Consider the following 14319-nt stretch of genomic DNA (forward strand, 5'->3'; position numbering starts at 1 on the left):
CACGGAATGCTCCAATGTCCGACCTTCGAGGGCACGAGCAGTGATCATCGCACCTGACTAAGGGGACACCTCATGACCGCACACGCATCCCATCCCACAGCGGCCGAGCTTCAGGAGCAGGAGGTCAGCCCGCGCGAACGCCGCAAGGCACTCGTCGGGGCGACCGCCGGCCACCTGATCGAGTGGTACGACTACGGCGTCTACGGCTTCCTCGCCGTGTACGTCGGGGCCAACTTCTTCATCTCGGACGATCCGGTCGTCGGCCTGCTCTCGGCCTTCGCCGTCTTCGCCCTCTCCTTCTTCATCCGCCCGCTCGGCGGCCTGTTCTTCGGTCCGCTCGCGGACAAGATCGGCCGCCGCAGGACCCTCATGATCGTCCTCGGCGTCATGTGCGGCGCCACCATGTGCATCGGTCTGCTGCCGACCGCCCACTCGATCGGCGTCATGGCCCCGGTCCTGCTGGTCTTCCTGCGCATGATCCAGGGCTTCTCCGCCGGCGGCGAGATCTCCACCATCGCCGCCTTCGTCTCCGAGTTCTCCAAGAAGGGCGGCCGCGGCCTCGCGACCTCCACCCTGATGACCACCGCCGCCTCCGGCCTGATGATCGGTGCCCTCGTCGGCAACGGCATGGCCTGGGCCCTCGGTGCCGAGGCCATGCAGGACTGGGGCTGGCGCATCCCGTTCATCATCGCCGGCCCGCTGGGCGCGATCGCGATCTTCATCCGCATGCGCCTCGAGGACTCCCCGGAGTTCAAGCGCCTGCACGCCGAGAAGCGCACCGCCAAGGCCCCGCTGCGCGAGACCTTCCGCTTCCCGCGCCAGATCATGCTGGTCATGGGTGTGATCACCCTGCTGGCCTCGACCTTCTACCTGGTCATGACCTACCTGACCAGCTACTTCCGCGCCGTGCTGGAGCTGCCGGAGTCCTTCATCTTCGGGATGGTCCTGGCGACCGGCGTGCTCGCCGCCGGCTTCATGGCCGTCGGCGGGCACCTCTCGGACCGCGTGGGCGACCGCCGCATCATCCTGCTGGTCGGCCTGGTGATGACCGTGGCCTCCGTCTCGTGGTTCTTCCTCACCGCCCCGCACGCCGAGACCGGCATGGACATCGTCCCGGCTCTGATCGCCGTCGGCGTCTCGGTGGGCATCTACTGCGGCGTCCCGTACGCCACCATGACCGAGCTGCTGCCGACCCACGTCCGCTCCACCGGCATCGCCGTGGGTTACAACATCCCCGTCGCAGTCTTCGGCGGCTCCGCCCCGTTCGCGGCGACCTGGCTGATCGACCAGACCGGCGACCCCTCCTCCCCGCTGTGGTTCTTCGTGGCCACCGCCGTCGTCTCCCTGGTGTCCATCTTCTTCCTCCGTTCCGAGGACCTGCTGGGCCACGAGTCGCTCGCAGTCACCGGCTCGATGGAGACGATCGACACCGCGCAGGTCGCCGACGCCGTCGAGGCCGACATCAAGGGATGACCGTCTCCGCGGACCCCTCTGCCCGGCGCTGATAGGCTCCGAAGCAGGCAGTCCTCGGACGTCCAATCAATCGCCGCGTCCGGCCGGGCACCCGTTGCCCGGCCGGACACGCGTGAGGAAAGGTGAACTCCATGACCGACGCGCAGACCGCACAGCCCACCGACGAGCTGCTCATCGAGCAGAGGGGTCGCCTCGGCGTCCTCACGCTGAACCGCCCGAAGGCCATCAACGCCCTGACCTTCGAGATGGTCAAGGGCATCCGCGCGCAGCTGCTCGAGTGGAAGGACGACGACTCCGTCCAGACCGTCCTGGTCCGCGGCGCCGGCGATCGCGGCCTCTGCGCCGGCGGCGACATCGTGTCGATCTACCACTCCATCAAGGCCGGCGACGTCGCCGAGGGAGAGGAGTTCTTCGCCACCGAGTACGCCATGAACCACATGATCGGCGACTACCCGAAGCCGATCGTCGCCTTCCAGGACGGGATCGTCCTCGGCGGCGGCGTGGGCGTCTCCGGCCATGCCTCCCACCGCGTGGCCACCGAACGCACCCGCTGGGGCATGCCGGAGACCGGCATCGGCTTCGTCCCGGACGTGGGCGGCACCTATCTGATCTCCCGCCTGCCCTCCGAATTCGGCCTGCACGTGGGCATGACCGGCGAGCACATCACCGGGGCGGACGCGGTGGCCCTGGGCCTGTCCACGCACCACGTCTCCTCCGAGACCCTGGACGAGATCGCCGCCGCCCTCGAGGCCGAGAAGCCGGACGCCGTCCTGGAGCGCTTCGCCACCGAGCCGGGCGAGTCACCGCTCTGGCAGCAGCGCCCGTGGATCGACGAGTGCTACGCCAAGGACACCCCGGCGAAGATCATCGAGGCCCTGCGCGCCCGGGACGAGGAGGCCGCCCACAAGGCCGCCGACCGCCTGGAGAAGCTCAGCCCGACCGCCGTCTCGGTCACCCTGGCCGCCGTCCGCCGGGCCCGCCGCGCCAAGGACCTCGCCGCCGTGCTCAAGACCGAGTACCGCACCACCGCCGCACACCTGCGCGGCCACGACTTCGCCGAGGGCATCCGCGCCCTCCTGGTGGACAAGGACAAGAACCCGCAGTGGCGGCCGGCCACCCTGGACGAGGTGACGCCGGAGCTCGTGGAGTCGCACTTCGCCGAGCCGGAGACGGGTGACCTGACCCTCTGAGCCCCACCTCAGGCCCGGACCCGGCCACACGGCACAGGGGACGACGACGGACGGGAGCCTGCCGCCGTCGTCGTCCCCTGTCGTCTGCGGTGGGCTCGGTCAGCCGCGCGCCGCGCGGAAGGTGACCTGCACCTGCACCATCGGCTTGTCCACGACGGGGGAGCCGTCCTCGCCGAGGGGGACGAGCTCGACGTCCACGAACCGCAGCGAGCGGCCGGCGTGGCGGACACGGGTCATGGCGACCATGTCCCCCCGGCCCGGGCGCGTGTAGACGGTGCGGGCGGCCTGGACGTCGTAGCGAGCGCGGTCCGGCATCGCGCCCTGGGCGGCGAGGATCGCGCGGAGCATCATCGCGCCGCCGTGGACGGCGCCCTGCGGATTGTCCAGCTCCCGGTTCTCGCGGAAGCGCGCGCCCGGGACGAACTCGCCGGACTGGGCGGGCCGGGACGTGTCGTCCTGGACGGTGACGGAGTCCGGCTCCAGGCCGAGCAGGTCCGCCATGGGGACGCGGGTCTGCGGCCCCAGCGGCAGGCCGCCGTGGCGGACGAACGCCTCCATCGAGGCGGCGGGAGCGGCCGGCACGGCCTGGAACCAGCCGGTCGCCTCGGCCACGCGGTCGCCGTCGGCGTCCACGAGCCAGGCGCGGGCGGCGCCGCCGGCCTCGTCCACCGTCAGCGGGGTGTACCAGCACTCCATGCGGGGCTGGTCGGCCGGGTCGGCGTCCGCAGATGCGTCGAAGGCCGGCATCGGCTTGAGCACGTTGAGCGTGAGCTCCGTGGTGACGATGGCCTGCATGGCACCGGCGGCTGCGTGGTGCACGGCCACGGCGGTGGCGTTGTCCATCAGCACGGTGGCCGCGGCAGCGGTGGGGCGGCCGTCCAAGCCGATCGAGCTGGGCCCGGCGAGCATGTACCCCGGGTTCCAGTGGGCGCCCTCCTGCCGCACCTGCTCGTGGCGGCGCACGCCGAACAGCTGCTCCGTGCGGCCCTGCGGATGCGCACGGGGCCCGGTGTTCTCCGCGTCCTCGGCCGTGCGGCGGCCGCCGGGATCCGAGGTGCCGGCCATGATGTCGGGGATCGAATGTCCGTAGCTCACGGAGTGAACGGTAGCGGAAACGGCAGCGGGGACGCCCGGAAGGAGACGTCCCCGCCGCAGGCGGTGTGGAGCGTGCGGCTCAGCTCAGTAGAGCGTGCGGCTCAGCTCAGTAGGAGGAGTAGCCGTCCTCGGAGAGCGTGTGCTTCTCGTCGCCGGTGATCGGCGGGTTGAAGATCGAGACCAGGTGCATGTCCTCGGTCTCGCCGCCGCGCAGCTCGTGCGGGTCGTGTTCGTCCAGCACGTAGATGGTGCCGGGGGTGATCTCGTGGACGGTGCCGTCCTTCTCCACCACCGAGCCGGAGCCGGAGATGCAGTAGCAGGCCTCCAGGTGGTTGCGGTACTCGAGCTTGGAGGCGGTGCCCTGCTTCACGATCGTGTGGCAGACGGCGAAGCCCATGTTGTCCTTCTCCACCAGCAGGCGGTCGGACGTGCCGCCGCCCCACTCGACGGTCTCGGCCTGCCCTCGGTTGCGCGTGAACATCTGCGGATTCGCTCCTTCGACGGATCGGGTGTGCGGGTCCGGGCGCCTGCCAGCCGCTCGCCGCGCGGTCTGCCCGGTCTGCGGGCGGCCGAGGGAACCCAGTGCTCCGACCGTAGGCAGATCCCGGCGGCGGTTCCCACCCCTGGTCTGCGCCCGTCGCCGGCCGGTCAGCCGAGGGAGAGGCCGGGGCCCAGGAGCCAGGCGCCGGCGCCGCCGACTGCCACGGCCACCGCCGTGCTCGCCGCCCCGAGGACGAGGGGGCGCGGCCCGACCTGCACGATCGAGCGCAGGTGCACACCCAGGCCCAGCGTGGCCATCGCCGTGGCCAGGAGCAGCTGCTGGACGGCTGCCGCCGCATCCAGCACCCCTGCCGGCAGCAGGCCGGTGGAGCGTAGCAGCATCGCCGCCACGAACCCCAGCACGAACCACGGGACCAGGGGAGGGCGGGAGGCGGAGGCGGCCAAGCCGTCGTCGGGAAGGGCGGACGAGCGGGCGTCCCGGCGTCGCTGGGCGGCGGCGAGCGAGGCCATGACCGGCGCGAGCATGACCACGCGGGCCAGCTTCACCGTCACCGCCACGGACAGCGCGGCCGAGCCCACCAGGCCGCCGGCGGCCACCACCTGGGCGACCTCGTGCGTGGACGCGCCGATCCACAGGCCGGCGGCCTCCTCGGACAGGCCGAACGCCCCGGTGGCCAACGGCATGAGCGGGATCATCAGGGTGCCGAAGAGCACGACGAGGCCGATGGCGGTGGCGGCCATCTCCCGGCGGGCACGGACCACCGAGTCTGCGGCGGCCACGGCGGCGGCGCCGCAGATGGAGAAGCCGGACGCCACGAGGGCGATGAGGTCCCACGGCAGGCGCAGGGCACGGCCGAGCGCGAGCGTGGCAGCGAAGGTGATCCCGACGGCCGCCACGACCAGGCCGATCACGCCCCAGCCGAGCGCGAGGACGTCTCCCAGGGCCAGCTGCAGGCCGAGCAGGACGATGCCCGTGCGCAGGACGGGCTTGGCGGCGAAGGCGATCCCGGGGGAGAGGCGCTCCGGGACCGCGGCGAGGTTGCGCCAGGCCATGCCCGCCAGGATCGCCAGCAGCAGCGGGCTCAGCGCAGGGGCCCACGGGCGGACCAGCGCGGAGAGGCCCACCGCCACGGCGCCCAGGGCCAGGCACACGAGCAGGCCGAATGCGCGGGAGGCAGGGGTGGAGGCAGCAGTGGTCACGGGCGCACTCTAGCCCCGCGGCCGATCCGAGTGACCCGGCACACGCTCTGTGGGATACTGGCACCACGTCGCAATCGCCCTGTGCGGGAGAGCGTCGGCGCGTCTGCGGAGACACCCCGGACGTCAGCCGGCCGCCGAAGGAGCAAGACCTCCCCGGGAATCTCTCAGGCACCCGTACCGCGCAGGGGAAGGACGCTCTGGAAAGCACGCAGGATCCGCCGACCCCGGACCGGAGGACTGCGTCACCGACGGTGCAAGCCCGCCGCAGGCGGGTGGAAACTCTCAGGTCAATGACAGAGCGGGGAGGTGAATGATCATGCCGCACCGGCAGGACCCCTCGGAGGTACCCGTGACCAGCACCCATCCGACCGCAGACGAGACCACGGCGCTGCCGCAGTCCGCGCACGAGCCGCGGGACACCGCCTCGGCGCCGTTCGTCGACCGCCACATCGGGCCGCGCGCCGACGACGCCGCGCACATGCTCGAGGTGCTCGGCCTCGACTCCATCGACCAGCTCGTGGACAAGGCCGTCCCCCCGGTCATCCGCATGGAGGGCGGCCTGGACCTGCCCGCCCCGCTCACCGAGTCCGCCGTGCTCGAGCAGCTGCGCGAGATCGCCGGCCGGAACGTGATGAAGACCCAGATGATCGGCCAGGGCTTCTACGACACCGTCACCCCCGGCGTCATCCTCCGCAAGGTGCTGGAGAACCCGGCCTGGTACACCGCCTACACCCCGTACCAGCCCGAGATCTCCCAGGGCCGCCTCGAGTCCCTGCTGAACTACCAGACGATGGTGCAGGACCTCACCGCCCTGCCGATCGCCAACGCGTCCCTGCTGGACGAGGCCTCCGCCGTGGCCGAGGCCGTCCTCCTGATGCATCGCGCCAACAAGAGGAAGGGCAGCGGCGTCACCCTGCTGGACGCCGACCTGTTCCCGCAGACCCTCTCCGTGGCGCAGCTGCGTGCCGACGCCGTGGGCATCGAGGTCCACGTGGCGGACCTGTCCGCCGGCATCCCGGAGGACGTCAAGGCCGTCGTCGAGGAGAAGGGCCTGTGCGGCATCGTCCTGCAGCAGCCCGGCGACTCCGGCCGCCTGCACGACCACACCGCCGTGATCGCCGAGGCCAAGGAGGCCGGCGCCCTCGTCACCGTGGCCGCGGACATCCTCGCCCTCACCCTCATCACCCCGCCGGGCGAGCAGGGCGCGGACATCGCCGTCGGCTCCACCCAGCGCTTCGGCGTCCCGCTGTTCTTCGGCGGCCCGCACGCCGCCTACATGGCCGTCCGCGAGGGCATGCAGCGCTCCCTGCCGGGCCGCCTCGTGGGCGTCTCCCACGACGACGCCGGCAAGCCGGCCTACCGCCTCGCCCTGCAGACCCGCGAGCAGCACATCCGCCGCGAGAAGGCCACCTCCAACATCTGCACCGCCCAGGCGCTGCTGGCCATCACCGCCTCCATGTACGCCGTCTACCACGGCCCGGCCGGCGTCGCCCAGATCGCCCGCCACGCCCACCGTCAGGCGCACCGCCTCGCCACCGCGCTCGCCGGCGCCGGCGTGAAGGTCGTCCACGAGGCTTACTTCGACACCCTCACCCTCGAGGTGCCGGGCGCCGCGGAGCAGATCCGCGCCGCCGCCGAGGACAACGGCGTGAACGTGCGCGTGGTGGACGCGGACACCGTCCGCGTGGCCTGCGACGAGACCACCGTGGACGAGGACCTCGCCGCGGTGCTCGCCGCCTTCGGCGCCGATGCCTCGGCCCTGCCGGCGCCCTCCCACGAGGGCGCCGTGGCCGCCCCGGCCATCCCGCAGGAGCTGCTGCGCACCTCGGAGTACATGACCCACCCGGTCTTCAACACCCACCACTCCGAGACCCAGATGCTGCGCTACCTGCGCCGCCTCTCCGGCTACGACCTCGCCCTGGACCGCACGATGATCCCGCTGGGCTCGTGCACCATGAAGCTCAACGCCACCGCGGAGATGGAGGCCATCTCCTGGCCGGAGTTCTGCTCCATCCACCCGTACGCCCCGGCCCACCAGACCGAGGGCTGGAGGTTCCTCATCGAGGACCTCGAGGCGAAGCTGTCCGAGATCACCGGCTATGCCGGCGTCTCCGTGGCACCGAACGCGGGCTCGCAGGGCGAGTTCGCCGGCCTCTGGGCCATCCGCCGGTTCCACATGGACAACGGCGAGGGCGAGCGCGACATCTGCCTCATCCCGGCCTCCGCGCACGGCACCAACGCGGCCTCCGCGGTGCTCGCCGGCCTCAAGGTGGTGGTGGTGGCCACCGCGGAGGACGGCACCATCTCCGCCGAGGACCTGGACAAGAAGATCGCCGCCAACGAGGGCCGCATCGCGGCCATCATGATCACCTACCCCTCCACGCACGGCGTGTACGACGCCGACGTGCGCGAGGTGTGCGACAAGGTCCACGCCGCCGGCGGCCAGGTGTACATCGACGGCGCGAACCTCAACGCCCTGGTCGGGCTGGCCCAGCCGGGACGCTTCGGCGGCGACGTCTCCCACCTGAACCTGCACAAGACCTTCTGCATCCCGCACGGCGGCGGCGGCCCGGGCGTGGGCCCGGTGGCCGTGGGCGAGCACCTGGTGAAGTACCTGCCGTCCCGCGAAACGCTCATGACCGCGGCCCCGCACGGCTCCGCCGGCGTGCTGCCGATCTCCTGGGCCTACCTGCACCTCATGGGAGCCGAGGGCCTCACCAAGGCCACCGGCCACGCCCTGCTCGGTGCGAACTACATCTCCCGAAGCCTGGCGGAGCACTACCCGACCCTCTACACCGGCGAGGGCGGCCTGGTGGCCCACGAGTGCATCCTCGACCTGCGCGAGCTCACCGCGAAGCACGGCGTGACCGCGGAGGACGTCTGCAAGCGCCTCATCGACTACGGCTTCCACGCCCCGACCCTGGCCTTCCCGGTGGCCGGCACCCTCATGGTGGAGCCGACCGAGTCCGAGGACCTGGGGGAGCTGGACCGCTTCATCGAGGCGATGATCTCCATCCACGGCGAGATCGTGGAGACCACCCCGGAGACCCTGGCCGACTCGGTCCTGCGCAACGCGCCGCACACCGCGGCCGTCCTGACCGGCGACGAGTGGGACCGCTCCTACTCGCGCTCCCAGGCCGGCTACCCGGTGGCCTCCCTGCGCCAGGACAAGTACTTCCCGCCCGTGGGCCGCATCGACGGCGCGTACGGCGACCGCAACCTGGTCTGCTCGTGCCCGCCGCCGGAGGCCTTCGAGGAGGAGACCGACGCGACCGCCACCGCGGACGCCTGAGAGGAGACCACCATGTCCGAGAACCTGCGCAACTCCCCGCTGCACGCCGTCCACGAGGCCGCCGGCGCCTCCTTCACCGACTTCGGGGGCTGGAACATGCCGCTGAAGTACGGCTCCGAGCTCGCCGAGCACAAGGCCGTCCGCTCCGCCGCAGGCATCTTCGACCTGTCCCACATGGGCGAGGTCCGCGTGACCGGGCCCGAGGCCGGCGAGATGCTCGACTACGCGCTGTCCAGCGTCATGTCCACGCTCAAGCCGGGCCGTGCCAAGTACAGCCTGTGCCTGACCGACGCCGGCACGGTCCTGGACGACCTCATCGTCTACCGCATGGACGACGGCGCCGAGGGCTCCGTCCCGGAGTACCTGGTGGTGCCCAACGCCGGCAACGCCGCCTCCGTGTACACCGCCCTCGCCCAGCGCGCCTCCGGCCGCGACGTCACCGTCACGGACGAGTCCGCGGACACCTCCCTGGTGGCCGTGCAGGGCCCGCAGGCAGAGCAGATCCTGGCCCAGGCCATGCCGGCCCACGTCCAGGAGCTGGCGGAGCTGAAGTACTTCGCCCACATCACCCTGGCGCTGCCGACCGGCGCGGGCGACGTGGAGGTCCTCGTGGCCCGCACCGGCTACACCGGCGAGGACGGCTTCGAGCTGTTCGTGCACGCCGGCTCCCCGGAGGAGGCCGGCGACCGCGGCTCCGCCGTGTGGAACGCCGTGGTGAAGGCCGCCGAGGCCGCGGGCGTCGAGCTGACCCCGTGTGGCCTGGCCTCCCGCGACTCGCTGCGCCTCGAGGCCGGCATGCCGCTCTACGGCAACGAGCTGGACAACGCGCACCAGCCGCACGCCTCCGGCGTCTCCTTCGCCGTCCCGGCGTCCAAGGAGGCCGACTTCGTGGGCAAGTCCGCGCTCCAGGGCAAGGACGAGGTGTCCCAGGTGCTCGTGGGCCTGAAGGGCGCCGGCCGCCGGGCCGCCCGCCACGGCTACGCGGTGCAGGACACCGAGGGCAACGTGATCGGCGAGGTCACCTCCGGCGCCCCGTCCCCGACCCTCGGGCACCCGATCGCCATGGCCCGCATCGACCGCGCCTTCGCGGCCGAGGGCACCGAGCTGCTGGTGGACCTGCGCGGCCGCGGCGAGTCCTTCTCCGTGGTGCCCCTGCCGTTCTACCGCCGCGAGCGCTGAGCACGTGCTGAACTCGGCACAGTGACGACGGTCCGCCGTCTCGGGCTCCGAGCCTCCTTCGCTAGGATGGGTCTCCGAGCCGGGGCGGCGGGCCTCGTCCGCGTCCGGGCTCGACCGTCCATCGTCCACTGTCAGGATCCTCCGCATGACTCATGTCGCCTCCCGCGCCCGGGTGTCCAAGAAGGCGTTCGTCGTCTTCGCCGTCGTGGCGCTGACCATGATCCTGCTGGCCGTCATGGTGATGTTCCGCGGTATGGTCGACGAGGGCCGCCGCATGCAGATCGTGGAGGTCGTGGACGGCACCACCGTCAAGATCAACGCCCACGGGGAGGAGAAGCTCGTCAAGATGGCCGGCCTGACCGCCGGTCCCCGCAACCCGGACGGCCTGCGGGTCGGCCCGGCGCTCTGCATGGGCGAGAAGTCCTATGTGTGGCTGCGTGACCGCCTCGTCGCGGGAGCGACCGCGGTGGTGGACATCGAGGAGGTCGACGGCGAGGAGTACGCCACCTTCCGCATGGCCGGCGAGGACGTCAACCTGGCGATGATCGAAGAGGGCATGGCGGCCCCCACCGGCATCGGTGTGGGTGAGGCCGAGGCCTCCGAGATGCGGTCCGTGAACGAGAAGGCGTACACGCGCAACATCGGCCTGTACGACCTCGAGGAGCGCTGCACCGTCAACAGCGAGCTCTACGAGGCCGAGTACGCCCTGGACGTCATCTCAGACGACGTGGAGCCGTCCATCGCCAAGATCGACGAGAAGTCCGTCGAGCTGGGGCAGGCCGTGGACAACGTCCGTCTGGTGCAGGAGGACATCCACAACCTCGACCCGGAGGGCACGGACTTCGTGAACACCGTCTGGGGCCCGTCCAAGGATCTTCTGGTGGCCGAGGCGGACGAGATCGCGGACCGCGGCATGAAGCGCCTGCGCGATCTCAACGACCGCCGCAACGAGATCTACTCGCGCTGAGTCGCCGCATCTACTCGCGCTGAGCCGGCGCATCTACTCGCGCTGAGCCAGCGCATCTACTCGCGCTGAGCCGGCGCATCTACTCGCGCTGAGCCGGCGCCGGGGTCCGCCGCCCCTGTCCGGACCCGCTTCACGACGTCGGCGCGTCACCGTCCGAAGGTGACGCGCCGACGTCGTGGGTGTGGCCTCCGGCGCCGTGCCGGAGGAGGCAGGTCAGTCGAGGGAGAGGGTGACCAGGCCCAGCTGCGCGGAGCGGATGATGGCCTGGACGCGGTCTCGGACCTCGAGCTTGTCCAGGATGCGGGTGAAGGTGGCCTTCACGGTGGACTCGGACAGGTGCAGGCTCTGGGCGATCTCCGTGTTGGACTGGCCGCGGGCGAGCAGGCGCAGCACGCCGAGTTCGCGCTCGGTGAGGTCGGAGCCGTCCGGGTCGCCGGGACGCACCGGCCGGGTGCCGACGCCGGGACCGTCCTCCTCGATGGCTGTGAGCAGCTTCTTCGTGACCGTGGGGGAGAGGACGGACTCGCCACGGTGCACGGCGTGGATGGCGCTCAGGATGGAGGCCGGCTCGGCGTCCTTGACCATGTAGCCGGCGGCGCCGGCGCGCAGGGCGGGGACGAGGTAGTTCTCCGAGGTGAAGGTGGTGATGGCCAGGACGCGGATCTCGGGGTGGTCGCGGGCGATGTGGCCGGTGGCCTCCACGCCGTCCATGACCGGCATCTGCATGTCCATGAGGACGACGTCCGGGGTGGTGGCGTCGCAGGCCTCGAGGGCCTCCGCGCCGTTGGCGGCGACGCCGATGCAGCTCATGCCGGGGGCCGAGTCCACGAGGGTCTTGAGGGCCCCGCTCATGAGCGGCTGGTCGTCCACGATGAGCACGCGAAGATTCTGGGTCACCGCATCAGCGTAGAACACGCGCGGGTGTAGCGCGGATCACAGTGCGCTTTTCACAGGCAGACATATGGGATGCGGTGTTCTCACAGGAAAAAGTATGGAGTGCGGGGTTTCCTGTGAATCTGCGCTCTGTGGTGTTCAGGCCTGGCGCGGTGTGTGAGCTGCATCCCATAATGCTGGACATGAAGACTCGTACCTTCGCTGCCAGCATCCTGACCGCTGCCGCCCTGTTCACCATGGCTCCCGCCGCCTCCGCCGCGCCGACCGGCACCGGCTCCGACGTCGCCGAGACCACCGGCTTCGCCAAGGGCACCCGAGACTACTTCTGCTTTAACTTCGGCATGTTCTGCGACTGATCGTCCGGCATACCGGAACGGGTGACTTCGACCGGGACGATCGACCTCACCCCCGCTGAACCGTCGCCTGCGAAGGCGCCGGTTCAGCGGGGGTGGCGTCGCTTCTGGGATGCACGCCAGTGCAGTCCCTGGTATCTGGGGATCGTCAGCATCCTCGTGGTGCTGTCGATCTCGTCCGACCTCGTCTCTGAGGTCACGGAGCTGGAATCGGCTGAGCGCCAGGACAGGTACGTCCTGATCCTGGGTCTGCTGGCGGCGGCCTTCCTGCTGCAGTGGGTGTCCACCACGGTGGCGTTCACTGCTCTTCTGCCCGTCTATTTTCTGGCGCGAACGGGCGGGGAGACCCTTCCCATCCTGCTGTACGGCACTCTGATCGTCAGTGCCGTCGTGGCGACGGCCAATGCGCTGTTCAGTGTCATCGCCAGCGTGCTGGCGCTGGGGTGGGCCGTGCTCTTTCCGTCTCTGCTGCATCAGCCGGCATCGACGATCTGGTTCTCGGTGATCATCTCGGTGCTGGGCATCGGCGTGGGGCTCTTTGTCCGATTCGCCTGGATGCGCCGCGAGGCAGACGCCCTCAAGATCCAGGAGGCCCGCCGGCAGGCGCTGGAGGCCGCGCTGCGTGAGCGGCGGGTCCTCGCCCGAGACCTGCATGACATCGTGGCGCACAACCTCACGATCATCTCGATGCAGGCGCGTACCGCGCAGTTCGTCGGCACGGACGAGGCCGCGCGTCAGGCGCTGGACGTGGTCGGCAGCTCCGCCAAGGATGCGCTGGTGGACCTGCGGCGCATGCTCGCGCTGATGCGCGAGGAAGGCGTGGTGGGGGATCAGGCGCAGCCCGGCCACTCCGGCTCGGAGTCGAGCACCTCGGTGGACATCGACCTCGGCGTCTCCCGGGTCTCCCACGAGCTCATGGAGCTGGGCTTCACCGTGCGCGCGGACGTCCGGCTGGAGGGGAGAGCGGTCCCCTTGGGCACCCAGAGCACGCTCTACCGCGTGCTCCAGGAGGCCACCAGCAACATCGCCAAGCACGGGGACCGCAGCGAGCCGGTGCAGATCTCCGTCGGATTGGAGGGGGCGGACGCGGTCCTGCGGGTCTCCAACGCGATCGAGCGCCGGCCCCAGAGCAGGAAGGGGCGCGGCGGACAGGCCTGGAACTCCTCCGGCGTCGGACTCAACTCGATGCGCGAGCGCGTCTCCGCCTTCGGCGGCACGTTCAGTGTGGGGCCGGAGGGGGATCAGTGGCGGCTCGTGGCCGCCGTTCCCGCAGGTGATCCCGAGGACATGTGACGCATGGCACACTGGCCGCGAAAGTGTAGACAAAAGTCCACTACCGGTCCGGCTGTGGCCCCGACTACAGTGGAAAGTGCCCCAAGAGACGGTGCACAGTGCAGGACGACACCGACCGGAACAAGCCTGAGGGGATGCGGGCCCGGGAGGACGTTCTAGGAGGAAGGCGGCGGTCGCAGACCGCCGCCTTCCTTCTCTCTGCACGACGTGCAGTGCTGCAGGCCTGCGGCACGATCACCTACATGTGAGGCCTCGCCTCGTCGCCGGGGTCCGGCCGCTGTAGTGGCCGGACCCCGGCGATACGCCTGCCCAGGGCTGCACGCCCCGTGGCAGGCAGGCACGCCCTGGACGGGTCAGGCGGCCGCCTGACCCGGATGCTGGTCCACGCCCGAGCCACCTGCCTCGTCCGGGCCGCCGACGACCTTCACCAGCGGACGGGCGGCCACGCGTCCCAGGCCCATGAGGATGCCGGCCGGGAAGCCGATGACCGGGATGAGCATCGGCAGGATGCCGCCGGCGCCCTGGGTCAGCACCACCAGGCCGTACAGCATGCCCACCAGGGCGTAGGCGAGCACGTGCACCCACTGGTTGAGCACGTGGCGGAACGCCCAGTTCACCAGCAGGCACAGCGGCAGGCCGACTACCAGGCCGGCCAGGCCCACCACGGTGAGCAGCGGTGTCAGGCTGCCGAACTCCTGCAGGCTCGGGATGAGCGCCAGCACGAGCACGAGCGCCGCCATCAGCAGGTTCGGGACCAGCCAGGCCACCAGAAACCCGTAGATGCTCATGTGCAGGCGCGGGCGCGGCCCTGCGGCGGCTCGGGCGGCCTTGCGGCGGGCACGGGCGGTGCTCTTCACCGGGGCGGGAGTGGTCATGGCGGGG

Annotated in this window: 12 protein-coding genes and 1 riboswitch; of the genes, 7 read left to right on the forward strand and 5 right to left on the reverse strand. The window is 70.9% G+C overall.

Annotated elements, in window-relative coordinates:
* Positions 1-72: 72 nt before the first annotated feature.
* Together FM125_RS08530 and FM125_RS08535 are read left to right on the forward strand one after the other, a co-directional pair.
* Positions 73-1473, forward strand: a complete 1401-nt coding sequence (locus tag FM125_RS08530; protein WP_087134302.1) for an MFS transporter — start codon at positions 73-75, stop codon at positions 1471-1473.
* 131 nt (positions 1474-1604) lie between these two features.
* A complete protein-coding gene (locus FM125_RS08535; protein WP_087134303.1) occupies positions 1605-2663 on the forward strand; it encodes an enoyl-CoA hydratase/isomerase family protein in 1059 nt (352 codons plus the stop codon).
* 99 nt (positions 2664-2762) lie between these two features.
* Here the strand turns inward: FM125_RS08535 and FM125_RS08540 are convergent, their stop codons facing one another.
* From FM125_RS08540 to FM125_RS08550, 3 genes are all read right to left on the reverse strand, one after another.
* Complete coding sequence (locus FM125_RS08540) at positions 2763-3758, reverse strand: PaaI family thioesterase (RefSeq protein ID WP_245232120.1); 996 nt, start codon at positions 3756-3758, stop codon at positions 2763-2765.
* Between the two features lie 106 nt (positions 3759-3864).
* On the reverse strand, positions 3865-4239 hold the full coding sequence (locus tag FM125_RS08545) for an ectoine synthase (protein ID WP_087134304.1): 375 nt from the start codon (positions 4237-4239) through the stop codon (positions 3865-3867).
* A gap of 167 nt (positions 4240-4406) precedes the next feature.
* Positions 4407-5459, reverse strand: coding sequence for a YeiH family protein (locus tag FM125_RS08550; RefSeq protein ID WP_143745306.1), 1053 nt, complete (start codon positions 5457-5459; stop codon positions 4407-4409).
* A 74-nt stretch (positions 5460-5533) separates the two neighbouring features.
* Positions 5534-5649, forward strand: a riboswitch (glycine riboswitch).
* Between the two features lie 120 nt (positions 5650-5769).
* Here FM125_RS08550 and gcvP point away from each other — a divergent pair.
* The 3 genes from gcvP to FM125_RS08565 all read left to right on the forward strand — a co-directional run bounded on the left by gcvP (position 5770) and on the right by FM125_RS08565 (position 10897).
* Entirely contained in the window at positions 5770-8751 is a 2982-nt protein-coding gene (gene gcvP / locus FM125_RS08555) for an aminomethyl-transferring glycine dehydrogenase (RefSeq protein WP_425435816.1), read from the forward strand.
* 12 nt (positions 8752-8763) lie between these two features.
* The gene (gcvT, locus tag FM125_RS08560; protein WP_087134305.1) at positions 8764-9930 is read left to right on the forward strand and encodes a glycine cleavage system aminomethyltransferase GcvT; all 1167 of its coding nucleotides are present in this window, start codon (positions 8764-8766) and stop codon (positions 9928-9930) included.
* Between the two features lie 145 nt (positions 9931-10075).
* Entirely contained in the window at positions 10076-10897 is an 822-nt protein-coding gene (locus FM125_RS08565) for a thermonuclease family protein (RefSeq protein WP_070638098.1), read from the forward strand.
* A 213-nt stretch (positions 10898-11110) separates the two neighbouring features.
* Here the strand turns inward: FM125_RS08565 and FM125_RS08570 are convergent, their stop codons facing one another.
* The gene (locus FM125_RS08570; protein ID WP_067190798.1) at positions 11111-11794 is read right to left on the reverse strand and encodes a response regulator; all 684 of its coding nucleotides are present in this window, start codon (positions 11792-11794) and stop codon (positions 11111-11113) included.
* A 179-nt stretch (positions 11795-11973) separates the two neighbouring features.
* Between FM125_RS08570 and FM125_RS12010 the strand changes: the two genes are divergently transcribed.
* Both FM125_RS12010 and FM125_RS08580 read left to right on the forward strand, forming a co-directional pair.
* Positions 11974-12147, forward strand: a complete 174-nt coding sequence (locus FM125_RS12010) for a hypothetical protein (RefSeq protein WP_157531277.1) — start codon at positions 11974-11976, stop codon at positions 12145-12147.
* A 159-nt stretch (positions 12148-12306) separates the two neighbouring features.
* Positions 12307-13437, forward strand: coding sequence for a sensor histidine kinase (locus FM125_RS08580; RefSeq protein ID WP_143745308.1), 1131 nt, complete (start codon positions 12307-12309; stop codon positions 13435-13437).
* A gap of 353 nt (positions 13438-13790) precedes the next feature.
* Here the strand turns inward: FM125_RS08580 and FM125_RS08585 are convergent, their stop codons facing one another.
* Entirely contained in the window at positions 13791-14312 is a 522-nt protein-coding gene (locus FM125_RS08585) for a hypothetical protein (RefSeq protein WP_087134307.1), read from the reverse strand.
* Between the last annotated feature and the right edge of the window lie 7 nt (positions 14313-14319).

Origin of the sequence: Micrococcus lylae, from assembly GCF_900163825.1 — a bacterium.
Classification (GTDB): domain Bacteria; phylum Actinomycetota; class Actinomycetes; order Actinomycetales; family Micrococcaceae; genus Micrococcus; species Micrococcus lylae.